Source organism: Bacillus sp. MT94 (assembly GCF_058792475.1).
In genome coordinates, this window is sequence record NZ_JBXAEZ010000005.1 from 491,386 (window position 1) to 518,139 (window position 26,754).

Annotated in this window: 29 protein-coding genes, 1 riboswitch and 1 other annotated feature; of the genes, 11 read left to right on the forward strand and 18 right to left on the reverse strand. The window is 37.2% G+C overall.

Annotation, left to right across the window (positions count from 1 at the left end; genetic code table 11):
• Nucleotides 1–11: 11 nt before the first annotated feature.
• A complete protein-coding gene (locus AC1Q51_RS20585) occupies nt 12–734 on the reverse strand; it encodes a GNAT family N-acetyltransferase (RefSeq protein WP_098251469.1) in 723 nt (240 codons plus the stop codon).
• A gap of 123 nt (nt 735–857) precedes the next feature.
• Here AC1Q51_RS20585 and AC1Q51_RS20590 point away from each other — a divergent pair, with 123 nt between their 5' ends.
• Nucleotides 858–1,697: a DUF2785 domain-containing protein gene (locus AC1Q51_RS20590; protein ID WP_000355455.1), complete on the forward strand. Its 840-nt coding sequence runs from the start codon at nt 858–860 to the stop codon at nt 1,695–1,697.
• Nucleotides 1,698–1,714: 17 nt separating this feature from the next.
• A complete protein-coding gene (locus AC1Q51_RS20595; RefSeq protein ID WP_000540454.1) occupies nt 1,715–2,170 on the forward strand; it encodes an NUDIX hydrolase in 456 nt (151 codons plus the stop codon).
• Between the two features lie 86 nt (nt 2,171–2,256).
• Here the strand turns inward: AC1Q51_RS20595 and AC1Q51_RS20600 are convergent, their stop codons facing one another.
• The 6 genes from AC1Q51_RS20600 to AC1Q51_RS20625 form a co-directional block, all read right to left on the reverse strand.
• Nucleotides 2,257–2,511 carry a YbeF family protein gene (locus AC1Q51_RS20600; protein ID WP_090977556.1) on the reverse strand — a complete coding sequence of 85 codons (255 nt, stop codon included), beginning with the start codon at nt 2,509–2,511 and terminating at the stop codon, nt 2,257–2,259.
• A 97-nt stretch (nt 2,512–2,608) separates the two neighbouring features.
• The gene (locus tag AC1Q51_RS20605) at nt 2,609–2,989 is read right to left on the reverse strand and encodes a VOC family protein (RefSeq protein WP_090977554.1); all 381 of its coding nucleotides are present in this window, start codon (nt 2,987–2,989) and stop codon (nt 2,609–2,611) included.
• Between the two features lie 61 nt (nt 2,990–3,050).
• Nucleotides 3,051–4,079 (reverse strand): ROK family transcriptional regulator, encoded by a 1,029-nt coding sequence (locus AC1Q51_RS20610; protein WP_000003038.1) that lies wholly within the window; start codon nt 4,077–4,079, stop codon nt 3,051–3,053.
• A gap of 122 nt (nt 4,080–4,201) precedes the next feature.
• Complete coding sequence (locus AC1Q51_RS20615; RefSeq protein WP_492331686.1) at nt 4,202–5,395, reverse strand: MFS transporter; 1,194 nt, start codon at nt 5,393–5,395, stop codon at nt 4,202–4,204.
• Between the two features lie 56 nt (nt 5,396–5,451).
• A complete protein-coding gene (locus tag AC1Q51_RS20620) occupies nt 5,452–6,015 on the reverse strand; it encodes a maltose O-acetyltransferase (RefSeq protein WP_097913441.1) in 564 nt (187 codons plus the stop codon).
• A gap of 210 nt (nt 6,016–6,225) precedes the next feature.
• Nucleotides 6,226–7,224, reverse strand: a complete 999-nt coding sequence (locus AC1Q51_RS20625; RefSeq protein WP_098661731.1) for a tryptophan--tRNA ligase — start codon at nt 7,222–7,224, stop codon at nt 6,226–6,228.
• Nucleotides 7,225–7,268: 44 nt separating this feature from the next.
• Nucleotides 7,269–7,476 (reverse strand) — a binding site (T-box leader).
• Between the two features lie 138 nt (nt 7,477–7,614).
• Between AC1Q51_RS20625 and AC1Q51_RS20630 the strand changes: the two genes are divergently transcribed.
• A complete protein-coding gene (locus tag AC1Q51_RS20630; protein WP_098834755.1) occupies nt 7,615–8,772 on the forward strand; it encodes a 1-deoxy-D-xylulose-5-phosphate reductoisomerase in 1,158 nt (385 codons plus the stop codon).
• A 29-nt stretch (nt 8,773–8,801) separates the two neighbouring features.
• On the opposite strand, the gene AC1Q51_RS20635 is transcribed toward AC1Q51_RS20630, so the two are convergent.
• Nucleotides 8,802–9,923 carry an AI-2E family transporter gene (locus AC1Q51_RS20635; protein ID WP_000411478.1) on the reverse strand — a complete coding sequence of 374 codons (1,122 nt, stop codon included), beginning with the start codon at nt 9,921–9,923 and terminating at the stop codon, nt 8,802–8,804.
• 63 nt (nt 9,924–9,986) lie between these two features.
• Nucleotides 9,987–10,235, reverse strand: coding sequence for a GlsB/YeaQ/YmgE family stress response membrane protein (locus tag AC1Q51_RS20640; RefSeq protein WP_000539733.1), 249 nt, complete (start codon nt 10,233–10,235; stop codon nt 9,987–9,989).
• A 137-nt stretch (nt 10,236–10,372) separates the two neighbouring features.
• Here AC1Q51_RS20640 and AC1Q51_RS20645 point away from each other — a divergent pair, with 137 nt between their 5' ends.
• Nucleotides 10,373–10,834 carry a GNAT family N-acetyltransferase gene (locus AC1Q51_RS20645; RefSeq protein ID WP_000615105.1) on the forward strand — a complete coding sequence of 154 codons (462 nt, stop codon included), beginning with the start codon at nt 10,373–10,375 and terminating at the stop codon, nt 10,832–10,834.
• A 38-nt stretch (nt 10,835–10,872) separates the two neighbouring features.
• Nucleotides 10,873–11,015, forward strand: a riboswitch (cyclic di-AMP (ydaO/yuaA leader).
• A 96-nt stretch (nt 11,016–11,111) separates the two neighbouring features.
• Complete coding sequence (locus AC1Q51_RS20650) at nt 11,112–11,255, forward strand: hypothetical protein (protein ID WP_000945243.1); 144 nt, start codon at nt 11,112–11,114, stop codon at nt 11,253–11,255.
• Between the two features lie 73 nt (nt 11,256–11,328).
• On the opposite strand, the gene AC1Q51_RS20655 is transcribed toward AC1Q51_RS20650, so the two are convergent.
• The 4 genes from AC1Q51_RS20655 to AC1Q51_RS20670 all read right to left on the reverse strand — a co-directional run bounded on the left by AC1Q51_RS20655 (nt 11,329) and on the right by AC1Q51_RS20670 (nt 17,337).
• Entirely contained in the window at nt 11,329–13,320 is a 1,992-nt protein-coding gene (locus AC1Q51_RS20655; protein WP_492331701.1) for a collagen-like protein, read from the reverse strand.
• A gap of 22 nt (nt 13,321–13,342) precedes the next feature.
• A complete protein-coding gene (locus AC1Q51_RS20660) occupies nt 13,343–15,850 on the reverse strand; it encodes a collagen-like protein (RefSeq protein WP_492331687.1) in 2,508 nt (835 codons plus the stop codon).
• A gap of 146 nt (nt 15,851–15,996) precedes the next feature.
• Complete coding sequence (locus tag AC1Q51_RS20665; protein WP_000679202.1) at nt 15,997–16,752, reverse strand: class I SAM-dependent methyltransferase; 756 nt, start codon at nt 16,750–16,752, stop codon at nt 15,997–15,999.
• Between the two features lie 42 nt (nt 16,753–16,794).
• Entirely contained in the window at nt 16,795–17,337 is a 543-nt protein-coding gene (locus AC1Q51_RS20670) for a CGNR zinc finger domain-containing protein (RefSeq protein ID WP_001072944.1), read from the reverse strand.
• Between the two features lie 112 nt (nt 17,338–17,449).
• On the opposite strand from AC1Q51_RS20670, the gene AC1Q51_RS20675 reads away from it, so the two are divergent.
• Entirely contained in the window at nt 17,450–18,643 is a 1,194-nt protein-coding gene (locus AC1Q51_RS20675; RefSeq protein WP_016512534.1) for an MDR family MFS transporter, read from the forward strand.
• Between the two features lie 40 nt (nt 18,644–18,683).
• Here AC1Q51_RS20675 and AC1Q51_RS20680 read toward each other — a convergent pair whose 3' ends face one another.
• Complete coding sequence (locus AC1Q51_RS20680; protein ID WP_090977540.1) at nt 18,684–19,598, reverse strand: tetratricopeptide repeat protein; 915 nt, start codon at nt 19,596–19,598, stop codon at nt 18,684–18,686.
• A gap of 279 nt (nt 19,599–19,877) precedes the next feature.
• Here AC1Q51_RS20680 and AC1Q51_RS20685 point away from each other — a divergent pair, with 279 nt between their 5' ends.
• A complete protein-coding gene (locus tag AC1Q51_RS20685) occupies nt 19,878–20,273 on the forward strand; it encodes a hypothetical protein (RefSeq protein WP_002041528.1) in 396 nt (131 codons plus the stop codon).
• A gap of 76 nt (nt 20,274–20,349) precedes the next feature.
• Nucleotides 20,350–20,589 carry a DUF3923 family protein gene (locus AC1Q51_RS20690; protein WP_000747683.1) on the forward strand — a complete coding sequence of 80 codons (240 nt, stop codon included), beginning with the start codon at nt 20,350–20,352 and terminating at the stop codon, nt 20,587–20,589.
• Nucleotides 20,590–20,710: 121 nt separating this feature from the next.
• On the opposite strand, the gene AC1Q51_RS20695 is transcribed toward AC1Q51_RS20690, so the two are convergent.
• The 4 genes from AC1Q51_RS20695 to AC1Q51_RS20710 all read right to left on the reverse strand — a co-directional run bounded on the left by AC1Q51_RS20695 (nt 20,711) and on the right by AC1Q51_RS20710 (nt 23,778).
• Nucleotides 20,711–21,259, reverse strand: coding sequence for a DUF2179 domain-containing protein (locus tag AC1Q51_RS20695; protein WP_000938441.1), 549 nt, complete (start codon nt 21,257–21,259; stop codon nt 20,711–20,713).
• A 197-nt stretch (nt 21,260–21,456) separates the two neighbouring features.
• A complete protein-coding gene (locus AC1Q51_RS20700; RefSeq protein ID WP_000613876.1) occupies nt 21,457–21,870 on the reverse strand; it encodes an ATP synthase subunit I in 414 nt (137 codons plus the stop codon).
• A gap of 52 nt (nt 21,871–21,922) precedes the next feature.
• A complete protein-coding gene (locus AC1Q51_RS20705) occupies nt 21,923–23,251 on the reverse strand; it encodes a hemolysin family protein (protein WP_000402258.1) in 1,329 nt (442 codons plus the stop codon).
• Nucleotides 23,252–23,370: 119 nt separating this feature from the next.
• Nucleotides 23,371–23,778 carry a MerR family transcriptional regulator gene (locus AC1Q51_RS20710; protein WP_075719021.1) on the reverse strand — a complete coding sequence of 136 codons (408 nt, stop codon included), beginning with the start codon at nt 23,776–23,778 and terminating at the stop codon, nt 23,371–23,373.
• 261 nt (nt 23,779–24,039) lie between these two features.
• On the opposite strand from AC1Q51_RS20710, the gene AC1Q51_RS20715 reads away from it, so the two are divergent.
• The 3 genes from AC1Q51_RS20715 to rfbG all read left to right on the forward strand — a co-directional run bounded on the left by AC1Q51_RS20715 (nt 24,040) and on the right by rfbG (nt 26,753).
• Nucleotides 24,040–24,813, forward strand: coding sequence for a glycosyltransferase family 2 protein (locus AC1Q51_RS20715; RefSeq protein WP_000750972.1), 774 nt, complete (start codon nt 24,040–24,042; stop codon nt 24,811–24,813).
• 115 nt (nt 24,814–24,928) lie between these two features.
• Nucleotides 24,929–25,696 (forward strand): glucose-1-phosphate cytidylyltransferase, encoded by a 768-nt coding sequence (gene rfbF, locus AC1Q51_RS20720; RefSeq protein ID WP_492331688.1) that lies wholly within the window; start codon nt 24,929–24,931, stop codon nt 25,694–25,696.
• Nucleotide 25,697: 1 nt separating this feature from the next.
• A complete protein-coding gene (gene rfbG, locus AC1Q51_RS20725) occupies nt 25,698–26,753 on the forward strand; it encodes a CDP-glucose 4,6-dehydratase (protein ID WP_097924181.1) in 1,056 nt (351 codons plus the stop codon).
• Nucleotide 26,754 lies beyond the last annotated feature (1 nt).

Consider the following 26,754-nt stretch of genomic DNA (forward strand, 5'->3'; position numbering starts at 1 on the left):
CAGGGTATATCTTAAAACTCCCTCACATACCGCTCAGTACAACTCAGCAGCTGACATCCATTCTTTTCAAAAACATCCTCCATCCACTCATTTTGCATATTTGTCTCACCAATATAATAAGATGCACCTATTTCCTTTAAGACAAACATCGCACCTGCAAATAACGCAGCTTCATATCCCTTATTACGCATATTTGGAGTAACTGCGAAGTACATAAGTTTCCCTTCTTCTAACGTACCTCTTTCAATATGCGGAATTACAATTCCTATCGGCTCTTCATCGACACTCGCTGTTAAGCAATGTTCTTTCCATTGCTCACCAATTTCTTGTAGCATCATATGCACAAATTGATCATGAGCAACTGGTTCTCCCGTCGCTTCATTCCACAGTGAATAAAAAGCCTCTTCCCCTACTTCTTCAATTAACTTAAAATCAATTTCACTTTCTACATCTTCTACTTCGTATATATCTTTAAATACAATCATGTTTTCCGTAACATATTCAAATGAATACGTTTCAAAACATTTTTTATACACATCATAATTTGGACTTTTTGAAGAGATTTCAAAATGTAGTTTTTCTAATCCACCTTTTTTAGCTTCGGCAACGCAATACTGCATCATTTCCTCTAATTGCTCTTCTGTAAAAATCTCTGCATTATTTTCTTTTATCATAATAGAAGAAGCACTTCTTCTTATTTTAAAATGTTTTTCTAACTGTTCTATCGTCGTCATATTCTTCCCTCATCTATATCATACTCGAATTTCTAATCGTTCTCCTTGCATGAGCAGGATTGTCCTTGAATATATAGAATACTAGAAAAGATCGCATCTTTAAAGTGCGGAGGAGGTTCTCCAGTGGATATTACAGCATTGCAACAACAGTTAGAGCTTATACAACAAAATGACTATACGCAACTGCAACATATAGACGTAAATGAGTTAACTTTGAACATGCTTCAGTATATCGGAACGACTGATAGCTACGTTCGTTACCAACTTATATATAAATGTTTTGCGCATTTCATTCATCATGAATTCCTTATGGACGATCAGCTGAAATTACTTCTGCAAACTTGTTTAAGTGATGAGTATTTATATTGTGACATTTACTCCCCACATACAGATGGGGTTTTCACACGTTCTTACACTGTTTCGTTAATTGCGTTAATACTCCAATTCGCTAATTCGCACTACTTTTGTACAGAGGAGGATATCGAAGAAATAAAAAATAAACTCATTACTTACACAAACTTAGAAACAGATTTTCGGGGCTATATCGAAAATAAAGGATGGGCTCATTGTCTTGCTCACGTATCTGATGCCTTTACTGAAATTGTTCATAATACGTATACCACTTTTGAATGGTACGAAGAATTAATTCATTGTTTATTAAATAAAATCTTTATTCCATCTGACCTTTTTCATAATAACGAAGATGAGCGCATCGTTACTCCATTACTAGCAATGCTGTATCATGATTTTCCTCAAAACGAGTTAATTTCTATTATTCAAAAAAAAATAAAAAGGCTTCCTCAAATTAGAAAACGCCTTTCGCTTACTGAGTATTGTATTTTATGTGCCAATATTAAAACCTTTTTACGCACATTATTTTTCAGAACGAAAGATGACCATAACTTAGCCTTTACAGCACGTAAAACAGAAAGAATGTTAAAAGAACTTCCTAACTATTATTAAATACAAGGAGCAATGACATGGGTTATATTGAAGATATGAGAAATCTAGTAGGAAATCATCCACTTATTTTAATAGGATCACACGCCATTATATTAAATGAAAAAGATGAAGTATTGCTGCAGTTCCGTACAGATTTTAACCTCTGGGGCATTATTGGCGGTGCCCTAGAATATAACGAAACGTTAGAAGATGCTTTAAAACGAGAAGTGTTTGAAGAAACTGGACTTATTATTAAAGAGCCAGAATTATTCCGTACATACTCAGGACCAGACTTCTTTCAAATCTATCCAAATGGTGATCAAGTACATGGTGTACTCGTTGTTTATATTTGCCGAGAATTCCACGGTGAGCTTGTATGCGATCAAAGGGAATCGAAAGAATTACGCTTCTTTCCGCTTGATGAGTTACCTAGTAATCTTCATCCAGTCATTGAGAAGATTCTTCGCGATTTTCATCAATCCAATAAAAAATAGAAATCAAACAACCTCATTTCCCGTCATTACAACGTGAAATGAGGTTGTTATCGTTCACCGTAAATCCCTATTTCCCCAAAATGATATTAACGCTCTCTTTTTACAACTTTATATCCCTTTATAAAAAGGATAGTTATATAAGAAACAATAAATGAAAGAATAGTATACATGCCCACCCAAAAGAAAAATGCTGGATCGTGCGCTGTAACATTTAACATAAGAAAAATAAGAAATGTTACTATTGGCATCACATAAAATGTACCTACTTTATATGCTCCAGCTATTGAAACAATACAAACAAGCAATGGATATATACAGAAAATAAAAATGATTTCACTCAACGTTATGTCCCCCTTTCTGCAGAAATAATAGGTTTCTCGTTCACATTTTGGGGAACAACAAAATTTTATTTTTTATCAATTATTAGTAAATATAATGTTAGATTGTTATCTCAATCTGATTTCCTTCAGGATCACTTACTACACTTTCATAATAACCATCCCCTGTAGTACGCGGCCCATTTAACACTGAGTATCCTGCTTCTCTTAATGTATTAGTTAATTTGTTCACTTTTTCTTTACTATCTACTGAAAAAGCAATATGCGCATATCCTATTGTTTGTGTTTGTACTTTCTCGTCTATCCCTACCTGCTTCATAAGTTCTAGACGCGCACCGCCTTCAAAAGTTATGAAATAAGATTTAAACTGCTTTTTCGGATTGTGATATAAGCTATTTTCTTCACCACCGAAGTACTGTTTATAGAAATCACGCATTCTTTCTAAATCATTCACCCAAATTGCTACATGCTCAATTTTCATAATCGACACCTTTTCTTTTATGTTATTCAACTGGCAATTGGATGCTTCATTGCCAGTACATTTAATTTTCTTTATTTGTTCTCGTAATCATAAGATCAAGTCCAAGGCTTTTTAACCCATATAAATAATCTTCTTTCCAGTTGCTCACTGTTATTTTCGGAATATGTTCTGCCGGAATGTACTGTGGACAACTTTTTACAATCTGATCTATAACAATTTGGTTCACTTCATCATCACAGAAGATGAATCCATGAGGGTTAATAATAGCTATACATGTAGCTATTAAACGAGTAATAGCATCTATATTATATTCCTCTGGATTATTCGAATCTTCACTTCTCAAAGCTTGCAAGAAATTTTTATTATCGTACTGCGGGACGAAAGATATCTCTCCTGAGAAAAATGTGCTTCCGCGTACGACATCTCCATTTACCATAATCCCCGCACCTGGGCCATTTTGACCTGAATACAAATATACAAGAGAGGAATTTTCATTGTTTCCAGTATTTTTATGATAGCCGAGCACTGCAGCATTCATATCGTTTTCTATTACTACTGGTATAGAAAACAGTTCCTCCAAGTGACTTTTCAAATTAAAATTTTGGAACTTTTCATATCCAGGAATATAGAAAATACGCCCATTATCGACAGCACCAGGAACACCAATTGAGATTGAACTTATCTTTGGAAACGTAGCTATAAGACTTTCTATATGTTCTGTCAATACACTTAGACCCGTATCAATTAATGCACTTGAAGTACTGCCTTGTTCTTTTACTTCCCCTAAACAGTTAAAAATTGTATAGTTCGTCTCATTTTTTTCTAAAAATATCGCTAAACCTAACATATATTCTGGATTATATTCATATCGTTTTGCTCTTCTTCCACCACTTGAATCATCTAAACCGGCTAAAGTGACTTCACCGTCTTGTTTCATTTTTTCTATAAATTTACTTATCGTTGGAAAACTGATTTCTAATGTATTACTAAGTTCAACTTTCGTTGCACTACCTCGCTCTAGAAGAGCTGTACGAATGCCGCGAAGGATCGTCTCTTTAATCGATTTTTGAGTAACAAATTGTTCACTCAAATCGCTCACCACCTTAATCAACATACTTATTAAACACTTTTAATAAGTTGCGTTGACAATATATCATACATCATTTTCTAAAGCAATAGAGATGATATATTTCTACTAGCGGCACTCCGTATTTAACTCGATGCATTCTCTCTCATAACAGACGATACAATTCCAGACAAGATAACAAATAATAAAACAGCTAGCAAAGCATTACGTATTCCGAATGCTTCTCCAAGTATTCCTAAAAATGGTGGTCCGACTAAAAACGCTGTAAAACCGATGATAGAAACTGCAGCAACATTAGAAGTCGCATTTTCACTGTCATCTCCAGCAGCAGAAAGCCCAATCGGGAAACCTAACGCGGCACCAATCCCCCACAGTACTACACCAAGTGCTAGAAAATATGAGTTACTCCCAAATATGACGATTGTCATTCCTATAATCGCCATCATAATAGTAGCACGCATAACCGCGATACGACCGAATCGATCAAGAAAATAACTACTGCACATTCGAGCTAATGTCATTGCCAATACAAAAATAGTGTACATAATAGAACCTGTCACTATACTTTGCTGATGTCCATCTACCATCACAATAGGTAGCCAATCATTTGCACTCCCTTCTGCAAATGCCATTCCAAGCACGAAAAGACCAAGTAAAAGCACCCTTCTTTCCATACGTAAGGAAGTATGCTTCGCTCGCTTTTTGTTTCGCGATTTCTCCTTCTTTCCTGTCCCATGCGGAAGAAAACGATACAACATACATACAAGTAATACAAACATGACCGAAATCGCAAGAAATTGATACAGAATTGGGATGTGAAGCGAGATGGCGGCAGAACCACTGAGCGCGCCTACTAAAGTTCCTATACTAAAAAAGCCATGGAATTTCGGAAGAAGAGTTGTTCCTAATTTCTGCTCAATGGCAGAACCTTCTACATTCAATGCGACTTCTGCTAATCCATATCCTACTCCAAATACTAGTAAGCTACCAAAAGTCCCCATACTAGAAACAAAATAAATAGTAATACCTAAACAAAGCAATCCAACAATCATAAAAAACATACTGCCTATAATAACGTCTCTAGCTCCCTTACCGTCAATAAAATGACTTGCACTCAGTAAACCAATTATTGAACCGACAGATAATCCGAACAAAATCCAGCCCATTTCTGCATTTGACACTGTTAAAATATCTCGAGTAGCTGCTGTTCTAGAAATCCATGTAGCAAATGCCACACCTGACAAAGCAAATAAGAGGAATAGAGCATTTCGAGAGGCAATTAGCGTCTTTGTATCATTTTCCGCAAAATCTTTCTTCATATGAAACACCTTTCAAATTGTCTATACGATAATTTATACTCTAATAAAAACACCTTTTACTCTTCTATCGTTTTAATAACTTTAGCTGGGTTACCACCAACAACTACATTATTAGGTACATCTTTTGTCACAACTGCTCCTGAAGCAATTACAGCGTTATCTCCAATTGAAATACCAGGGTTAATAATAGCTCCCCCGCCAACCCAAACATTGTTACCAATCTTTACAGGCTTTCCATATTCTTTGCCAGAATTCCGCTCTACCGGGTGTAAAGGATGTGTAGCAGTGTAAATGTGGACACCAGGTGCAAACATACAATTATCACCGATTCGAACTTCACAAACGTCTAAAATCACACAATTGAAATTTGCAAAAAAGCTCTTTCCAACATGGATATTGTAGCCGTAATCACAACGAAAATCAGGATTAATTTGGGATTTCCCATCAGCTGAAGAACCTAAAAGCTGATTTAACAACGTAAAACGCCTCTCATCTCCTGTCTCCATCGCCTCGTTATAAAGGCGTGTTAAACGTTTTGCCTCCACCCTATCAGCCACCAATTCTTCGTCATCAGCAATATACATTTCTCCTGCCACCATCTTTTCTTTCTCCGTTTTCATACAATCCTCTCCTTTTTTATTATATGGGATGCACTTATTAAATACCTTTAATAAGTGCCTTTAATTAAACTTATTAAACACGTTTAATAAGCAACCCTATATTAGCATACTTTTTCATATATGCAACTAATAAGTTCGGAAAAGAAGTGCGAACTCCTTGCTCTACGTATCGATATAAAGAATAATTTATATCGAAAAACGAGGGAACGCTCAGCGCCCCCTCTCAAATCCAATCCGTTTTTTAATTTCCGCTAAATTTACCTTCGCGATTTTTCTTGCTCGCTCAGCACCTTTTTCTAAAGCTTCGTATAATAAATTCGGCTCATTCATATACATAGTATATTTCTCACGAGGTCCAGCTAACTCACGATCTACAACGCGAAATAACTCTTTTTTCACATCGCCCCATCCGATTCCAGCCTCATACTTTTCACTCATCGACTGTATTTCATCTTCCGTCGCAAATTCTTTATAAATCGTAAATAACGTTTCTAGTTCTTTCGGTTCATTTGGAAGTGAAGAATCTGTTTTGATTTTAAATATTAACTTTCGTAGTTTTTCTTTCTCTGCAAATAATGGGATCACATTCCCGTAACTTTTACTCATCTTTCTTCCATCAAGTCCTGGTAATATTGCTCCTTCTTCTTGCACTACATACTCCGGAAGTGTAAATGTCGTGCCGAATGTATGATTAAAATACGTCGCAATATCACGTGCAATTTCAATATGCTGAATTTGATCTTTCCCAACTGGTACATGAGTAGCTTGAAATAGTAATATATCCGCCGCCATTAAAATCGGATACGTATATAATCCCATATTCACTCCTGCATCTACCTCTAAACCCGCTTCTTTATTTTGCTCCACCTTCGCTTTATACGCATGAGCACGGTTCATAAGACCTTTCGGAGTTAGGCAAGCTAAAATCCAAGCTAATTCTAGAATCTCCGGCACTTCTGTTTGCCGATAAAAAATAACATCTTCTCCAAGTCCAAGCGATAACCAAGTAGCTGCTACCTCTTTCGTATAACTGCTGAACTTCTCTGGATCATGAACAGCATTTAATGCATGATAATCAGCTATAAAGTACAATGCTTTTCCTTCATTATTCTTTGACATTTGTAATGCAGGTTTAATCGCACCAATATAATTTCCTAAATGCGGATAACCTGTCGGCTTAATTCCTGTTAACATTATTTTCTCACTCACACTAACTCCTCCTTTCTCAAAATAAAAAGAGCCTCTCATCCTTAAAAAAGGACGAGAGACTCCCGCGGTACCACCTTAATTAGCTATCATTATAGCTCACTTCAACTTCTTAACGTGAAGTAACCGTCTTTACCTACTCATTTCAGTTAGAAGCTCCAGAGCCCATTCCATATTCATCCCTTACTGATTTCCACCACACATCAGCTCTCTAAAAAGTTTCGAATATGTACTCTTCTCTTTCATTGCTTTTTCGTTATTTTTTACAGTTTATCACATTTCACTTCCAAACAAACCCTAATTTTCTATTTTATATAGCAGGAATTTCCACTTCAATTGTCTAATTTTATATAGGTTTGCAGAAATATTCGAAACAACTTTGGAGGTTTTTTCATGGTAAAATATATATCAATTTTAGGTTCAACAGGATCCATCGGCACATCTGCATTAGATGTCGTTTCAGCTCATCCTGAACATTTTAAAATCGTCGGTTTAACCGCAAATTATAATATCGATCTTCTTGAGCAACAAATCAAAACGTTTCAACCTCGTATTGTAAGCGTTGCGACAAAAGACTTAGCAGACAAGCTTCGTACGCGTATTTCAGCAAATACAAAAATCACACACGGGACTGATGGCTTAATTGCAGTAGCTACTCACCCTGATTCAAATCTTGTATTAAGCTCTGTTGTAGGTGTTTCAGGATTACTCCCAACAATTGAAGCATTAAAAGCGAAGAAAGATATCGCTATTGCTAATAAAGAAACTTTGGTTGCAGCTGGACATATCGTAACTGAACTAGCGAAACAAAACGGATGTCGCTTAATTCCAGTAGATAGTGAGCATTCAGCTATTTTCCAATGTTTAAACGGAGAAAATAATAAAGAGATTGAGAAGTTAATTGTAACAGCTTCCGGTGGTGCTTTTCGTGATAAAACACGTGAAGAAATGCAAACATTACAAGCTAAGGACGCTTTAAAACATCCAAACTGGTTAATGGGTGCAAAACTAACGATTGATTCTGCCACATTAATGAATAAAGGCTTTGAAGTAATGGAAGCGAGATGGCTATTTGATATTCCGTATGAAAAAATTGATGTAATGATTCATAAAGAAAGTATCATTCATTCTTTAGTAGAATTTATTGATGGATCAGTTATGGCACAGCTCGGTGCTCCTGATATGAGAATGCCGATTCAATATGCGTTTCACTATCCTGCTCGGCTACCTTCTTCCTATGAAAAATTAAATTTATTAGAAATCGGTAGTTTACATTTTGAAAAACCAGATTTAGAGAAGTTCCCTTGTCTACAATACGCATATGAATGTGGCAAAATCGGTGGTACTACTCCCGCTGTATTAAATGCAGCAAATGAAATTGCGAATGCACTATACTTAAAAAATGAAATTGCCTTTTTCGATATTGAAAAAACAATTTACAAAACAGTTGAAGCTCATCATAATGTAAAAGATCCTTCACTTGATGCTATATTGGAAGCGGATCAATGGGCGCGCCAATATGCAAATGAATTGTTAATAAAAAAGAGCTAAAACAGTTCCCACTGTTTTAGCTCTTTTTCTCATGTATTCAACTTAACAAATCTATAACCGTGTGTAACTAACACTTTTAATATCGCATATCCTGGAATGGCTAAAATAATGCCCATAATCCCGAATAAGTTTCCGGCAGTTAAAATAATAAATATGATTGTAATTGGGTGGATATCTAACTTCTTACCCATAACTTGCGGAGAAATAAATTTACCTTCTGCTAATTGTACAACCATCATTACAATAATTACCTTTAAAACCATCCCTGGCGAATCAATAAACGCAATAATTAACGCTGGTGTAATGGCGATAATTGGTCCTACGTACGGAACGATATTTACAATCATCGCTAAAATAGCGAGTAGTACTGCATATTTAATACCGATAATAAGGTAACCAATTAATAGCATAATACCGATAAACAAGCTAACTATAATTTGCCCCCTAATGTACGAACTAATCGCATAATGCATATCATCTAGTATTCTCATTGCTGCTGGTTGTCTTTGCTCTGAAATGAACTTTAAAAAGTGATTCGGTAATTGCTCACCATCTTTTAAAAGATAGAACAATATAAATGGAACCATTACAAATGTTAAAACAACCTCTGTAATAGTACTCAAAAATCCAGTTACATTACCAGTTACTGATGATAATGACTTTGTAAAATCAACTGTGTAGTCTTTTACAATATTCGCAACATCAATATTTAAATTCTCCTGAATTTTACCGAGTAAGTTACTTTCCCCAAATCTACGTGCTGCCCTTTCGATTTCATGACCAAAATATGGTAGATTATCTATCAATGCGTCAATTTGATCTTTGATAATAGGAATAACCGTTAAAACTAAAAACACAAATAATCCAATTACTATTAAGTATATTGAGGCTATCGATACGATTCTTGAAACACCTTTCTTTTCTAAAAGCGAAACGAATGGATGTAAAATATAGAATAGCACGCCCGCTAATAGTACTGGGAAGAAAATTGTTTTTAAAAATACGATAAACGGTGTAAAAACAAATGATATTTTTGTTAGCAATAAAATATTAATGAACAATAACGCAAATCCAAGTAATACCGCCAAATAATTTTGTTCTCTAAAAAACTTTCTTAACTTATCTCTTTTTCTTATATTTATTTTCTCCAATGAAACCACCTCTTCGAATGATGAAAAGCCCTTATTCAGGGCTCTTCATCATAATCTATATCTCTATTTCCTTGCAGCTTTCACTACAAATGATACAATAAGAATTAACACGATTGCACCTAATAATGCTGGCACGACATGAATCCCACCAAATGATGGCCCAAAGGATCCAAATAATCTACCACCTAACGAAGCACCTAATAAACCTGCGATAATATTTCCGAACATACCACCTGGGAAATTTTTACCCGTTATAGAACTAGCAATTGCACCTATAATAGCACCAACTATTAATGTGATAATCCATCCCATTTTTAGTCCTCCATTTCTATTATGGTGTATTTCTTTTTCATACTAAATTGTTATGTAACTATTATAATTATTATATCCAATAAAGAAAAATCTTGTCAAATCTATGAAAATACAGCCAACAAGGAGGTTCTTTCTCTATGATTCAAAAATTAATAACAACTTCTCACAAAAATGCTACTTCTATTTTAAGCATTCAAATACCAGCTTATGAAATTGAGGCAAAATATATAAATAGTACAGCTATCCCTCGCCTTTATGATACTGTAGCTGATATTCAATCCTGTGATGAAATTTTCTACGGCTATTTTTATGAAGATACACTTGCTGGGTTTATTTCTTTTAAAGTAGACGAAGAGGAAGTGGATATTCATCGTTTAGTAGTATCCCCTAATCATTTTCATAAAGGGATTGCAACAAAACTACTACTGTATGTATTTGACATGTTTTCCCCTTCCCAAACATATATTGTACAAACAGGGAAAGAAAACACCCCTGCTCTGTCTTTATATAAAAAACATGGCTTTATTGAAGTAAAGGATATCATATTACCCGATGGAGTGGTTTTAACCTCACTTAAAAAATCAGAAAACAATAAATAGTTTGACTCGTCAATTTATTTATGTTATCTTTTACTTTATAAAACCTTTTGCTGAGTCCAAATTTTGGAGCGGGGGAACCATTTTTGTAGCTATGCTACTTGGGGCGAATCTTTTTTAAGTAGGGAAACTCTCACTTCCCGAGTCCGACAGCTAACCTCGTAAGCGTAATGGGAGAGGAAGGTGCTTTTTGCCTATGTTACACATTTTGCCTCCTTAATTATAAATATGGGATCGATATCAAATAGTCACCTATATTTATAGAAAAGGAGAATGTATTATGTTACGTTTATCTGATCACGCAATAAAAATGATGGAGCAAAGACTACGAATTGAAAAACAACGCACATATCAAGCAAATAAAGTTGTAGATAACTTACATCACAAATACTTCTTTCAGCATATTTTTCAACCGAAAAGATAAAGAAAATGTTTATTTAATATTAAAAAACACAAGGTGTGTCTTACAAAGACATTCCTTGTGTTTTTTATATTCTTTATAAAATTCTCACTACATTTAAACTTGCTGTAATCGCACCTGCTATAGTAGTCACATGCCCTACACCTAACGGGCCATTTTGTAATATTAATGTTGAATTGGCACTCGTCACATTCACAAGAAGTGTATTTGAAATGGCTGGTTCGATTACTACAGTTGATGTCGTTACGTTTTGTATAAAACTCCCTGTTAGTTGCGTTCCATTTAATAGTAATCTAACAGATACTGTCTCATTTCCACCATTTGCATCCCCTTGGAAATAGTAGCTTACTAAATATATTCCTGGCGTCGCTACTGTGACTGTCGTAGCACTAGTTAAAGATACACCCGTTCCATATACAGTGGATCCAGAATTAATTGGAATGTTAGTATTTGCTGCAATTGTACTTGTTGATGTAGAAAAGAAATAGCCACCACCTGTAGATATAGCAGATGATCCTGTTGCTCCAGCTAAGCCCGTTGGGCCAGTAGCACCTGTTGGGCCTGTTACTCCCGTTCCCCCTGTTGCTCCAGTTATTCCTTGTATGCCTTGGATTCCGGTTGGTCCAGTTGCACCAGTCACTCCCGTCTGGCCGGTTGCTCCAGCCTGCCCTGTTATTCCTTGTGGACCTTGGATTCCTTGTGGACCTTGAGGACCCGTTGCTCCCGTCTGGCCGGTTGCTCCAGTTGGACCTGTTGCTCCTTGTGGTCCTTGGATTCCTTGTGGACCTTGAGGACCCGTTGCTCCCGCCTCGCCGGTTGCCCCTGTTGGGCCGGTTACTCCTTGTGGACCTTGGATTCCTTGTGGACCTTGGGGACCCGTTGCTCCAGTCGGACCTGTTACTCCGGTTGGACCGGTTGGGCCCGACTGACCGGTTATTCCTTGTAGACCTTGAGGGCCGGTTGGACCAGTTGGGCCTTGGGAACCTTGCACGCCTTGTATCCCCTGTATTCCTTGGGGACCGGTTGGACCAATTGGACCTTGTATTCCCTGTATTCCTTGAGGACCCGTTGCCCCCGCCTGGCCGGTTGGGCCTTGTGGACCTTGCACACCTTGTATTCCTTGAGGACCGGTTGGGCCTATACTTCCTTGTGGTCCCTGAATACCTTGTATTCCTTGAGGACCAGTTGGACCTGTTATGCCACTCGGACCTTGTACGCCTTGCACTCCTTGAGGACCGGTTGGACCACTCGGACCTTGGATTCCTTGTAGCCCCTGTAAACCAGTTGGACCGGTCGCTCCCCTTACTCCTTGCTCACCTTGTATTCCTTGTATTCCTTGCGGGCCTGTTGGACCAATTGGACCTTGTGCCCCTTGCACTCCTTGTTGACCGGTTGGGCCTGTTGCTCCTATCGGTCCCTGTACTCCTTGTAGACCTTGTAAACCCGTTGGACCGGTTGATCCCATTACTCCTTGTGGACCTTGAATACCTTGTATACCTGTTACACCTTGTAAACCACTACTTCCTAAATTTCCTTGAACACCTTGTATACCCGTATTTCCAGTTGGACCGGTCGGACCGATTTCACCTTGCACTCCTTGTATACCTTGTATTCCGATTGGGCCGGTTAGACCAATTTCTCCTTGCACTCCTTGTATACCTTGTATTCCTGTTGGACCTGTTTCTCCCATTGGTCCAGGTATTCCTTGTATCCCTTGAATACCTGTTGGACCAGTCGGCCCCCTTTCGCCTTGAATACCTTGAACACCTTGAATTCCCTGTGGACCTTGTTCCCCCATCGGACCTTGACTACCTTGAGCACCTTGTGGTCCAGTTAAACCAGTTGGGCCTGTTGAACCATTTTCTCCTTGCACCCCTTGCACTCCTTGTATTCCTTGTGGGCCGGTTGGACCGATTGGACCTTGTACGCCTTGTATTCCTTGCGGTCCAGTTGGTCCACCTAAAGCACCAGTTGGACCGGTTGGACCAGTGGGCCCCGTAATACCTGGCGGTGGAAAAGGAATAGGTGCTTGAAACTTACTACACTTATCTTGATTCTTCACAAGCATCTCCCCCGTTATAACTAACATATCAAACTATTTTTAATACATTTAAACTAGCTGTTGTCACACCAGATAATGTCGTTACATGCCCGATAGCTAACGGACCATTTTGTAAAGACAAAGTTGCATTTGAAGAAGTAACTTCAATGATCATCGTATTCGAAACTGCTGGTTCTAATATAAAAGTACCTCCTGTAACATAAAAAATAAAACTCCCTGCGACTTGTGTTCCATTTAAAGTAAGCCTCACTGAAATTGTTTCATTTCCGGCAGTTGGATCGCCTTGAAAATAATAGCTTACTAAATAAATTCCCGGCGTACTTAACGTTACAGTTGTTGCATTTGTTAAACTGACATCAGAACCAAAAACTGTAGATCCAGAATTAATTGGTATTAACGCATTCGCTGCAATTGTACTCGTTGAAGTAGAAAAGAAATAACCGCCCCCGCTAGGTAAGCCAGTCGCTCCTGTCGCTCCCGCTATTCCCAAGAAACCTATTGACCCTGCACTACCAGTTGCTCCTGTCGGTCCCACCACGCCATTTGGGCCCTGACTACCTTGTGCTCCAACTGGGCCTATACTACCACTAGCACCTGTCACCCCACTTGCTCCAATTGGGCCTTGCAACCCTTGAATCCCTTGTATACCTTGTATTCCTTGCGGACCCGTTGCACCTGTATTGCCTGTCGTTCCCGTTATTCCTTGTATTCCCGTAATCCCTTGAACACCTTGCACACCTTGTAGTCCAGTTGCCCCAGTTGCTCCTGTGGCTCCAGTTTCACCCGTTGCACCTGTAATTCCAACATTTCCTTGTGGGCCTTGTGGGCCTTGACTACCTTGCGCCCCTTGGACTCCTTGTGGGCCTGTTATACCGACTTCCCCTGTATTTCCTTGGGGACCTCTAATTCCTTGTGCACCTGTTGGACCGATAATTCCTTGCACACCTTGTATTCCTTGCACTCCTTGCGCTCCTGTTGGACCCGTTATTCCTTGGAATCCTTGAGGACCTTGCAAACCAATAGCTCCAGTCGGTCCTATTATTCCTTGCACTCCTTGAGGACCTTGGGCACCTTGTTTACCTGTCAATCCGGTAGTCCCTTGTATCCCTTGAACACCTTGAGGACCTTGTGTTCCAGCTGCTCCTGTTTCTCCTTGTATCCCTTGAACTCCTTGTATACCTTGTGATCCCGCAGGACCGGTTGCTCCTCGGATTCCTTGTGCACCTTGAGCTCCTTCCGCTCCTGTAACACCAGCTGGACCAGCTACGCCTTGTATTCCCACCATTCCTTGTGCACCTGTTGGACCTATTACACCTTGAATACCTTGAATACCTTTAGGACCTTCTGCACCTGTTGGACCCATTACTCCCAGCGGACCTTGTATTCCTTGAGAACCTTCTGCACCCGTTGGACCTGCTATACCTTGGTTACCTTGAGGACCTTGTGCCCCTTGTACTCCAACTGCTCCAACTACACCTTGGGAACCTTGTGCTCCTCTTACACCTTGAGGACCTGTTGGACCTGTTATACCTTGCACTCCTTGCGCTCCAATTGGTCCTCTCCCTCCGCTTACACCTGTTGAACCAGTCGCACCCGTCGGACCTGTTGGACCTCCTGGTGGACCGGGTGGGCCAGCTGGTCCAGTCACCCCACTAGATGGACCAATTGGACCTGTTGTTCCCGTCGGACCGCCCGGTGGTCCTTCTGAGCCTTGAATACCAACGCTACCCGTCGCTCCCGTTATACCTCTTATTCCTTTTATCCCTTGAAAACCTGTTGCTCCCGTTATACCTTGTATTCCTTGCACACCTTGTGGTCCTTGTAAACCTATTGCACCTGTTATCCCCTTTATTCCACTTATACCTTGGGCACCTTGCATTCCAGTAGAACCAGTTGGACCCACTTCACCTTGTATTCCTTGTGCTCCTTGCGGGCCTTCCTCCCCAGTAATTCCTTGTATCCCTTGGAAGCCGTCTTCTCCTTGTATACCAGTAGCCCCTTGCTCTCCTTGTATTCCTTGAACACCTTGAGGACCTTGTGGACCAGTTACACCCGAGACTCCAGTTATGCCTCTCTCTCCCTGCATTCCTTGTGCTCCCGTTTGTCCTCGCTCACCTATTTCCCCTTGTATTCCTTGTGTGCCTTGTATACCTTGACTACCAGCAGGGCCTGTAATTCCTTGTATTCCTTGCATACCTTGTAATCCAATATCGCCAACAGAACCTTGCTCTCCAATTAATCCTTGAGGACCTTGTAAGCCGACCGGACCAGTAATTCCTTGCTCTCCAGTATCACCAACGGGACCTTGTATCCCTTGAGCTCCTGTTGTCCCTCGGGGACCTTGTATCCCCCTGATACCTTGAGGACCTTGGGGCCCAGTTGCTCCCGTCGGTCCAGTCACCCCTGTAGGACCAACAGGACCTTCATGCCCTCCAGTTGGACCGATTGGACCACTATTACCTGTCGGACCCGTTGCTCCTATAAGCGGAAGAGGCAGTGCCACTCCAAATTTTTTGCACTTTCTATGATGACGCACAACAATCCCCCTTCCCCAAAATAATTACACCTTTTATATGAAATGCATTTTTATAAGAAAAGTACACCTTTGACCTCATTTTTTTAAAATAAAGAAGCCTATCATTTCATCTATTTGAAATGATAGGCTTCTTTTTATAAAACAATTTACTTCCTCGCCTTAATAATAAAAGTAGTTGGCACCATCCTAGCTTTATATAAAGAATAATATTTCGTAGACGGCTCAGCTAGTTCTCCATCAAGCGAGCTCGATGGTTCAGGCTCTTCTATTCTCTCAATTTTAAATCCCGATCTATTTAACTCATTTATGTATGTACTTATTTTTCTCTTATATAATGTCGCTTGTACATTTTCTCCTTTAAATGTTTCAAACGTAATGGGCGTTTCCTCATGATAAGAAGACTTTATAGCAACTTTTTCCGTACCATACTGTAAGTTTGAATATACTGGGTGCTCCCAACTAAAAATAAAACTTCCCCCTGGCTTTACATATGAATAAATCAGTTCCAACGTTTTTCTTAAATCTGAAGTCCAACCTAATGCATAAATGGAATATACAATATCAAAATACCCTTTCGGAATATCTCCTTCTTCTTCCATTGCTCCGCATACTAACTTTGGATTCCAATCCTTTAACGTCTTATTCGCTATTGCAATTTGTGCACTTGAAAGATCAAGTCCCCACAATTCCTTTGCCCCTTGTTCCGCCATATACTGCAACGAATGTCCACTTCCACACCCAATATCAAGTACCTTTTTATCTTTAATTGAATCGAACAAATGGATCTCATCTTCAGATGCCGTATACGGTCCGTATTTCGGTAAACAATCCACTTGAAAGAAATAAGGTGCAACTGTATCCCAACACTTTTTATTTGTAGCTAGCATTTGTGTGCCTTTCATATTATTCATTCCCCCCATCCATTTTTCTTTCTCTAATATTAATTACATATCATAACCAGATCGCCCTTTTCTCTTCGCCCGGTAGTTTTTCACTTTTGCAATCGTACCGCATGCTCTTCCTCCTTCTTCTCCAGCATACATACCGCACCATCTTTTACTTCCATTTCGCGAATAATCATAAAATACCCAGCGACAATCTGGACATGCTTTTAACCTTCCCCACACATTTTCTTGAATTGACATTAACACAATGCTTAACATTTTTGTATACACATTCTCTTCATATACTGGTTCATATGTAATACCTTTCATATCATCCTTTATATGTACATGAAATGGGTATTTCTCTAACCATTTTTGCAATGATCCTTCGCCTTCAATTGTCATCCGAATATCTTCTCGAAAACCTCTTAATTCCTCTATCGTATGAAATGGAAACTCTTCATCAAAATATTCTTTCATAAAGAGCTTTATATCTTCTTTTGTTTGCAGCAAATCAATTGGCTCTCTCGTATCGTTTGGTATTCTCCATGTATTTAAAAATTCCCGAATATATTCTAGTTCATTTGGAGCGTTTTGATTCAATTCGATCCACCTTCTTCTTAAAATTTACTTTTTTCTGACTTTATGTATAATTATAGTATAAAATAGTTAACCATCAAATGATTTTACTGGTTACATAATTAGGGGGATTTCTATGAAAAGTTTCTCAACACCGATACGTTTCATGCTTATTTCTTCATTTTTTATGTCTTTTGGATATTTTGCAGTATACGCATTTTTAGCTATTTATCTATTAACCTTTCTTCATTTTTCTGCTGTCCAAGTAGGAACAGTGTTGACGGTTATGACAATTACATCACGAGTTATCCCATTATTCTCAGGGTTAATTGCTGACAAAATAGGCTATATCATTATGATGATAGCTGGTTTATTTTTGAGAGGAATCGGATTTATCGCTTTAGGAATATGCTCTGATTTCTATACAATTTCTATTTCTTCTGCACTTATTGGCTTCGGAACTGCATTTTACGAACCTGCCGCTCGCGCTATATTTGGCTCACAGCCAGCTCATTTGAGAAAAAATTTATTTACATATTTAAACCTTAGCTTTAATTGCGGTGCAATAATCGGACCAATTGCAGGAGGGTTCTTACTCTTACTCGATCCACTCTACGCTTTCTCTCTAACAGGATCTCTTATGCTGTTATTTGCTTTTATCTTTTACTTACTTAAAAATCACTTCCAAGTCACTACTGAAAACACGTCTATTACATTAGGAATACAGGCCATCTTACAAAACAAGTCTTTCCTTCTGTTTTCCTTTATCATGATTTTCTTCTATATTATGTTTACTCAGCTTACTGTCGCACTTCCACTTCATATGAAAAACATTAGTAATAGCAATCAACTTGCTACACTCGTTATTACGATAAATGCGATAACAGGCGTCATATTTATGGTATTATTCCGAAAATTATTCCACAAATACAACACACTTTCGATTATTAAATACGGTGTTTTATTAATGAGTATTTCCTTTTTACTCATTCCTTTATTTCAACACCCATATTGGCTCTTTATTTGTGTAATTTTATTTACAATCGGTGAAACACTCGTATTACCTAACGCTGATATCGCTATTGCAAATTACAGTAATGAATCATATACAGCCACTTTCTTCGGATTTTATCAACTATCACTCGCATTTGGTTTTATCATTGGTAATTATACCGGTACATCTTTTACATCCAACTTAAGCGGAATGTATACACCATGGCTTATTTTTGGCGGAATAGGACTTATTGGTTTTATTTCACTACATATTTTGAATATAAAAAAAGTGGCCTCTAAAGAGGATATACACCTATGTAATACAAGCGACCTATAACGAAAAAGATTCGACCATCATATGTGACAGTCGAATCTTTTTATTGTTCATATTCAAGATGATTATGCCTTTTACAACCAAACAAATAGCACCCACCTATATGATAAGTTTCAAATTCTAACCCTGGAACATATCCAGATTTGATACGTTCTACCATTGTTTTATAACAATTATTCTCTTCTGTATATTCCTCAATTAACTCTTTCTTATCATTTTCTGTCCAGTTTTCTTCTACTTCTTCATTCTGAACATCTTCTATTTCTGCTGTTTTCGCTTCGATAGATTCCCGTATAACTTCATTTATACGGGAGAAATTATTCGTTTTATATAGAGCATACACAAATCTATCAATCCAATTAGGACTTTTCCAGCATTCTTTATATCCCTTTTCGAACCATTCAATTGCTTCTTTATAGCAATTCAACTCAACATATAAATCTGCTACATTAATTTCCCCTAAAAAATTATCAGATTCCCTGTTAAAAGTATCTAACTTCTCTTTTGCTTCTGTCGTTCGTTCTAAATCAATTAAACATTTTACATAGCTATACATGATATAGTCCGAATCCCCTGCAACTCGCAAGAAAAAGTCTGAAGCTTTTTCCAGCTCTCCAAGGTTATAATGCGCTACAGCTACATTATGATATGCTTCATCTGATGGTTGAATCGAAATAGACTTTTGTAATGCTTCTTTCGCTTCTGTCCATTTTTCTTGTTTCATGTAAATGTCCCCTAAGATGTTATAAGGAAAGTATGAAGAAGGATTCAACTTAACAACTTCTCTTATTAATTCAAGAGCTTTATCATCATTCTCTTCCTCATAAAAGTACATCCAAGCCAGATTATTGAGAGATTGTACGTCTCTAGATTCATGTACTGCTTGTTGAAACAGTTCCATTGCTTCCTCATATTTATTTTGTTCAAACATTTCAATTGCCTTCTCATTAATGTTCAAATAACTACCTCCGAAGTAAATGAATTCATCTATTCCCTATCATTATTGTAAAATGTAAAAATTATAATTTCTATAAAAAAATTTCTTTCTCTCGTCTACATTTCGATTGAAATAGAAGCTAAAACATACGAATTTACAAAAATCAGTAAATTTTTCATTCTCCCTCAAATTGGATATACATCCTGTTTCATTTTACATATTATGGTACAATTAAGAGGGTACTAACTAAACATTTACGCTCCACACTAGTAATCTAGCAATACCAAAATCAAAAATCACATGGAATTGAGGGATGTTATGAAACAGAAATTAGCTGTTCTTCTATTCACTGGAATCATATTATCAGGATGTTCAACTATAGCAGAGAATTCTTTAGAAAGCGGGAAAGGCAGTATGGAATTATTAACACCAACGATTACAGCAAAAGACAATGAATTAGAAATTAAAACTAAAGGCATTGATGAAAATAAAGTAACTTTTATTTATGTTGCTAATAAAAAAGTGTTGGAACAAAAACTAAAAAATGGTGAATCCTACAAACTTAACATTAAAGATATCGAACACGCTCATAGGACGGACTACAAACCAAAAGTTCAACTTTTACAAACGAAAGACGATGATGATGATGGAGAAATAGTAACCTTCAAACAAGTTAGATATACAGTTAAAAACTGATTTTAAAGTTGTTTCATTATAAATGTAACAAAAGAAAATATACTTTTAACAGTAGATAAATGTAGGGGGTGCTAACATGAAAAAACGATGGATTTCTTGGTGGATTGGTAACATATTTTGGATTATCGTTTTTGGAATATGGGCAGCTATTATTTGGCTACGAGATGTTGATGGGGCCGGTGTTACTCAAACACCCGAAATTAAATCAATATCACTTATCGTTTTATTAATCACGTTTATCATACCGGTATTTTTTCAAATTATATGGCTAATCATTAATTTGAGAATGAGTAAAAAAAATAATTATACGATTTAGCTTTTTGAATTAATAGATGAATATTTTTCATAAAAAAAGAGAGGAATCTACATCAAAATAGATTCCTCCCTTTTACATTTGGACTTATACTGCGCTTTTAATGCAGCACTACTCCTCTTTTTTACGATGCATGTTCATCTTTCTTCTTCATTAACGCTCTTTTCTTCATCGCCTTCGTTAAATATCCACCCTTAAACGAGCGAATTTCATACGAAGACATAAACGCTTTCGGTGCAATTTCATTAATGATTTCCAAAAGCTCTTTCTCTCTAGAACGCTTTGCAACGATATCTAAGCGATAACGGATTGAATTAATACCTTCACCTTCAAATACTGTAACTCCAAATCCAGAGTGACGTAATTCGTCTACTAATTCATTACAACGGTCTAGTAAACTAACTTGATACGTAATATAACCAATTGCTAATTTATTCTCTATATAACCGCCTAATAATAGTCCTGTACTAAAGCCAATGACATAGGCAACGATGTTCATCCAATTTGATAAATCTTGAAACACAATACCTAAACTGACAATGTAAATAGCCCCTTCTAACAATCCAACACCAGCAGCGGATCTTGTTTGATTCTTTACAAGCAAAATCGTACGGATTGTTAAAATGGGAACATAAATAATTTGAAGCACAAAAATAAGTAACGCTTGTAACATTGGTATCCACCTCTTTCAAAAAGTCTTTTGTCATAATAACATACATAACCTTTAGAAATCGATGGTTTTTTAAAAAATTTTTATTATTTTTCATACTATTGAAAAACACAAAAAAGAAGCGTATTATATTTGTCGTTAATTTGATTACTTGTATATTATCGCTAAACTAAAAAAGGAACCCCATTAGGTCCCTTTCATCATAGCTCTATGTTTTTCGAAGCATGTTCCCTTTGCTTCTCTTCTTCTTTCACTAACTGCATATTTGCATACGCTAAATTTGCAATCATTAAAAAGTGACCACCTAAAATACCTGTACCAAATGCCCACATTTCCATTTCATGCTCAATTTCATACATGATGATAGCTCCTAAAATAGCAGCTGCAAATCGGTTTAAAACTCCTAATCCAGGAGCCTTTTCCTTCATTACGATACTTTTCCCGAGTTTCTCCACTCTGCGAGCTAATAACCAAAGACAATAGGCGCTTACTGCTAATCCAATACCGAACCCTGTCACTTGTTTTCCAAACGGAGTAATCGTCCACATAAGTAGTAAACCACTAAAGATCACATACAATTGTAATCGATATACACGTAAGGCTTCTTGAATCAAAATATCCGCTCCTAAGTTCTCATTTTTTGTACTTTAGAAGAAAAGCAGCAACTTACACAGTTGCTGCTTTCTCTTCTTCTTGTTCTTGTTCCATCTTACGAATTTCAACACGTTTAATTTGGTAAGCGTCTTTTTCTAACACTTTAAATTCATAACCTTCCGCCTCAACGTGTTGTCCTTCTTCGATTTCATGATTTTGCATCATAATCCATCCACCGATTGTATCCACATCATCTTCTTCGATGTGTAATCCAAATAAATCTTTCACTTCTGAGATAAGCACTTTTCCATCAACAATAATATGTTGCTCGTTCACATGTTGAATTGGTGGTGCTTCATCTTCATCATATTCGTCACGAATTTCGCCGACGATTTCCTCCAAGATATCTTCAAGCGTTACAATTCCAGCTGTTCCTCCGTACTCATCATATAAAACAGCCATCGGAATTCGCTTCTTCTGCATTTGAAGTAATAAATCGTGAATTGGAGTCGTTTCCATCACTTCAATAATCGGACGCATATACGAGCGAATAGATGATAAATCTTTTTGATCCTCGGTCATATATCGAATAAAGAAATCTTTTACGTTGACCATACCGATAATATCATCTTTATCTTCTCCAAAAATCGGATAACGTGTGTATCGCTCATTTTGGATCACTTTCATGTGTTCTTCTACTGAATCTTCCAGGTAGAAACCAACGATTTCTGTTCGCGGTACCATAATCTCTTTTGCAATACGATTATCAAATTCAAAAATGTTATTTACATACTTGTATTCAGCTTGATTAATTTCGCCACTTTCATAGCTATCTGAAAGGATAAGACGTAATTCTTCTTCTGTATGAGCTACTTCATGTTCTGAAGCTGGCTTTAAACCGAATAAACCAGTTATCACACGAGCTGAACCGTTCAATACCCAAATAAATGGATACATTACTTTATAGAACATCATTAATGGACCTGCCAATAATAACGTTACCCTTTCAGCCTTTTGAATTGCCATCGTTTTCGGAGCTAATTCCCCTACTACAACGTGTAAATACGTCATAATCATAAAAGCAAGACCAAATGTTAATACTGATGAAATAGAAGGATTTAAGTTCCATTTCTCAAATAACGGGTGTAATAACTTTTCAATTGTCGGTTCACCTAACCAACCTAATCCCATAGCTGTAACTGTAATACCTAATTGACAAGCAGATAAATATTCATCTAAATTTGTTGTTACCTTTTTCGCTGCTAAAGCACCGCGTTTTCCTTCCGCAACAAGCTGATCGATACGGCTTGAACGTATCTTTACAATCGCAAACTCTGCTGCTACGAAAAATCCAGTAAATGCGATTAAAATCGCAACCATGACTAAATTAAATATTTCCAATGAATCCCCTTAGTTAAAAAACTAAGGTGTCCACCTCCTGTATACTATAATGTTTTCTTATTTGTTTGTTAGAAAACATAGCCCGATACAAAAATTAAAGAGGTCGGATTTCACTTATTCTATAATAATAGAGCAAGTGTCTGTATTAAAGCTGTCGTTTGACCAGATAAAGATTTCGATATTTTTTCACGTTGTGAATCAGTCAATCCATCTAAAAGCGGCTTTAACTCAGTAAGCTCCACTTCTAATTGATGAATATGGTCTGTCACTTCATCCACTTGTTTCGAAACGTGTTCATTGATACCGAGCAGCTTCTTCTTCTCCTCGATTTTCTCTTTAATCTCACAAAGCGGCATATGCATTTCTTTGCACTTCTCAATAAATTGTAATGTCTCAAATGCTGTTTCGTCGTAATAGCGATAATTAGATTGAGATCGCTCCGCTTTTAAGATACCTAGATTCGTATAATAATCAATCGTTCGTTTCGACACGTGAGCCATGAGAGCCAACTGTCCGATTCGATACACCTTCCCAACGATCTTCCCCCCTTGTTTATATTACTTACATCATACAACACATAAACTGTACAGTCAAACGTGACGGTTTATTATTCACAATTTATACAAAATTCCAATCTCCTCCTATGATGATTCAATACGAGTAATCTACACTTATACAATAAAATTACTAAACTACTACCTAATCACTACATTGTCTGCCACTTTTAACCTTTCTTATTTAAAAGCATATCCTACTAATAATGATTGCTTGTATAGGAGGGAATTAATATGAAAAAGACAATCATTTCTCATTTTTATAATGAAGAATACCTACTTCCATGGTGGCTTATGCATCACACGAAAATATTCGATCACGGCATTTTAATTAATAGGGGGTCTACAGATCGTTCCGTAGAGATTTGTAAACTATTAGCACCCCACTGGGAAGTACGAAATTCAAGATTTCTTGAGTTTGATCCAACTAATACTGATATTGAAGTGATGGAAATTGAAAGAGAAGTTTCAGGTTGGAAAATCGTTTTAAATACTACTGAATTCTTTTGTTGTAATAATACTGAAGAATTTTTTTCATCTCTTCATACACTAGGCCAAAACATGTATGCGATTAGAATGATTTTAATGATAGATAATCATAATTATAATTATTCAAAGCCTAGATATTCTATCCCCTTAGTAGAACAGCGATACCACGGTGTCTTCCCTTATAACCCAAATCTCGGATGTGCTTGGAGATTTATTCACAATCATCTAGACGGTGCATATTTACCTGGTAGACATCATTCGCGACACGGATATATAATTTATGACTATCCTTCATTTATTTTAAAATTTTATTTTAGCCCTTGGAATGAACAATCAAAGGCAAGAAAATTACAAATTACACCTACCCTTTCAAAAAGGGGTATTCAAATGGGACTTCAAACGCATTACGGTCAATCTCCTGAAGTACTGGACATACGTTTTTTAGAGCTTAGTAACCTAACACAAGACCTCCGTCATAACCCTGAATATCAAGAATTATTTCCAAAATTCAAACCGTAATATTTTCTGCATCGTCATCACCTCAAACATTTTCATTCACTTAATCAAAAACAATTTCATTTGCATAAAACATGAATACTGTATAAATAATAAATTTTTATTTTAGGAGGAAAAAATGAAAGCTGTTATTCTTGCTGGTGGGTACGGTACAAGAATTGGGGAAGAAACACATTTAAAACCGAAACCTATGATTGAAATTGGAACAAAACCTATTCTATGGCACATTATGAGTTTGTATAGTCATTACGGGATTACTGAGTTTATTATTTGCTTAGGCTATAAAGGATATGCAATTAAAAAGTTCTTTCTAAATTACAACTTACACATGTCTGATTTCACAATACAGTTAAACGATAATACAATTACTAGCCATTCTCATCGTGTAGAACCATGGAAAGTTACACTAATCGATACTGGTGTAAATACCGAAACGGGTGGCCGAGTGAAAAAGATTCAAAATTATGTCGGAGACGAACCTTTCTGCCTCACTTATGGTGATGGATTAAGTAATGTAAATATAAAAGAACTTATTACATTCCATAAAAAACATGGAAAAATGGCTACTGTTACTGCCGTACAACCTCCTGGTAGATTTGGTTCTCTCATATTAGATAAACAGTCTGTAACATCTTTTCAAGAAAAACCATTAGGTGATGGCGGATGGGTTAACGGTGGATTTTTCGTTTTAAATCCTGAAGTTTTCAATTACATTAGTGGAGATAAGTCTGTTTTTGAAACAGACTCTTTAGTTCAGTTAGTAAACAAAAATGAATTGGCCGCATATCAACATTCTGGTTTTTGGCATCCGATGGATACATTGCGCGATAAAAATAAATTAGTCGAGCTATGGGAAAGTAATAACGCTCCGTGGAAGGTTTGGTAATATGGCTTCATCATCTTTTTGGAATAAGAAAAAAGTATTTATTACGGGACATACTGGATTTAAAGGCTCCTGGCTCACCCTTTTCTTAAGTTCTTTAGGTGCAGAAGTAGTAGGCTTTTCTTCTCATCCCCCATCCATTCCTAACATTTTTGAACAAGGTAACGTAGCAAAAGAGTGCACGACAATGAAAGGCGATATTACAGATTACCATTCTTTATTTCATGCCATGAAGCAGCATAAACCTGACATAATATTTCATTTAGCAGCTCAGCCAATCGTAACCGCTTCATACAAAAACCCTATCGATACATTCAAAACGAATGTTTTAGGTACTGTTCACGTGCTAAAAGCAGCAAAGTCCATCGAAAGCGTACGTGCCATTATTAATGTGACAAGCGATAAATGTTATGAGAATGACGGTAGTGGCGACCGAGCGTTCGTGGAAAATGACCGACTAGGAGGTTTCGACCCTTATAGCGCTAGTAAAGCTTGCGCTGAAATAGTGGCAACATCCTATCAAAAATCATTCTTCCGCACTAATACCCAGAAACTCGCCTCAGTCAGAGCTGGTAACGTCATCGGCGGTGGTGATTGGGCAGAAGATCGATTATTCCCTGATATCATTCGGGCATATTTGCACAATCATACTTTGTGTATTCGAAACAAATATGCCATCCGTCCGTGGCAACATGTTTTAGATCCTCTACATGGCTATATCCTTTTAGCTGAAAAACTTTGGAGTGATGCTAAATATGCAGAAGCATGGAATTTCGGACCGATTAATGAATCTAGCAGAACCGTAAATGATGTCATTCAATCCGTAATGAAATTATGGAATAAACGACTCACAATCCATTCTCCCTCTACGAAAACTCCTTATGAATCACCAATTTTAACACTCAACAGTACAAAAGCAGTAAACAAACTCGGCTGGACTCCTAAGTTATCAACAGATGATTCTATCGTTTGGACTGTTGATTGGTATAAAAAATATGCATCCGGTGAAAATATAGAATCTTTCACACGACAACAAATCGATGCATTCAAAAATTTATAAG

Coding starts and splice junctions, on each gene's coding strand:
- AC1Q51_RS20585 (WP_098251469.1), bottom strand. CDS start 734: ATGACGACGATAGAACAGTTAGAAAAACATTTTAAAATAAGAAGAAGT.
- AC1Q51_RS20595 (WP_000540454.1), top strand. CDS start 1,715: ATGGGTTATATTGAAGATATGAGAAATCTAGTAGGAAATCATCCACTT.
- AC1Q51_RS20605 (WP_090977554.1), bottom strand. CDS start 2,989: ATGAAAATTGAGCATGTAGCAATTTGGGTGAATGATTTAGAAAGAATG.
- AC1Q51_RS20615 (WP_492331686.1), bottom strand. CDS start 5,395: ATGAAGAAAGATTTTGCGGAAAATGATACAAAGACGCTAATTGCCTCT.
- AC1Q51_RS20620 (WP_097913441.1), bottom strand. CDS start 6,015: ATGAAAACGGAGAAAGAAAAGATGGTGGCAGGAGAAATGTATATTGCT.
- AC1Q51_RS20630 (WP_098834755.1), top strand. CDS start 7,615: ATGGTAAAATATATATCAATTTTAGGTTCAACAGGATCCATCGGCACA.
- AC1Q51_RS20640 (WP_000539733.1), bottom strand. CDS start 10,235: ATGGGATGGATTATCACATTAATAGTTGGTGCTATTATAGGTGCAATT.
- AC1Q51_RS20645 (WP_000615105.1), top strand. CDS start 10,373: ATGATTCAAAAATTAATAACAACTTCTCACAAAAATGCTACTTCTATT.
- AC1Q51_RS20650 (WP_000945243.1), top strand. CDS start 11,112: ATGTTACGTTTATCTGATCACGCAATAAAAATGATGGAGCAAAGACTA.
- AC1Q51_RS20655 (WP_492331701.1), bottom strand. CDS start 13,320: ATGCTTGTGAAGAATCAAGATAAGTGTAGTAAGTTTCAAGCACCTATT.
- AC1Q51_RS20665 (WP_000679202.1), bottom strand. CDS start 16,752: ATGAAAGGCACACAAATGCTAGCTACAAATAAAAAGTGTTGGGATACA.
- AC1Q51_RS20675 (WP_016512534.1), top strand. CDS start 17,450: ATGAAAAGTTTCTCAACACCGATACGTTTCATGCTTATTTCTTCATTT.
- AC1Q51_RS20685 (WP_002041528.1), top strand. CDS start 19,878: ATGGAATTGAGGGATGTTATGAAACAGAAATTAGCTGTTCTTCTATTC.
- AC1Q51_RS20690 (WP_000747683.1), top strand. CDS start 20,350: ATGAAAAAACGATGGATTTCTTGGTGGATTGGTAACATATTTTGGATT.
- AC1Q51_RS20695 (WP_000938441.1), bottom strand. CDS start 21,259: ATGTTACAAGCGTTACTTATTTTTGTGCTTCAAATTATTTATGTTCCC.
- AC1Q51_RS20715 (WP_000750972.1), top strand. CDS start 24,040: ATGAAAAAGACAATCATTTCTCATTTTTATAATGAAGAATACCTACTT.
- rfbF (WP_492331688.1), top strand. CDS start 24,929: ATGAAAGCTGTTATTCTTGCTGGTGGGTACGGTACAAGAATTGGGGAA.
- rfbG (WP_097924181.1), top strand. CDS start 25,698: ATGGCTTCATCATCTTTTTGGAATAAGAAAAAAGTATTTATTACGGGA.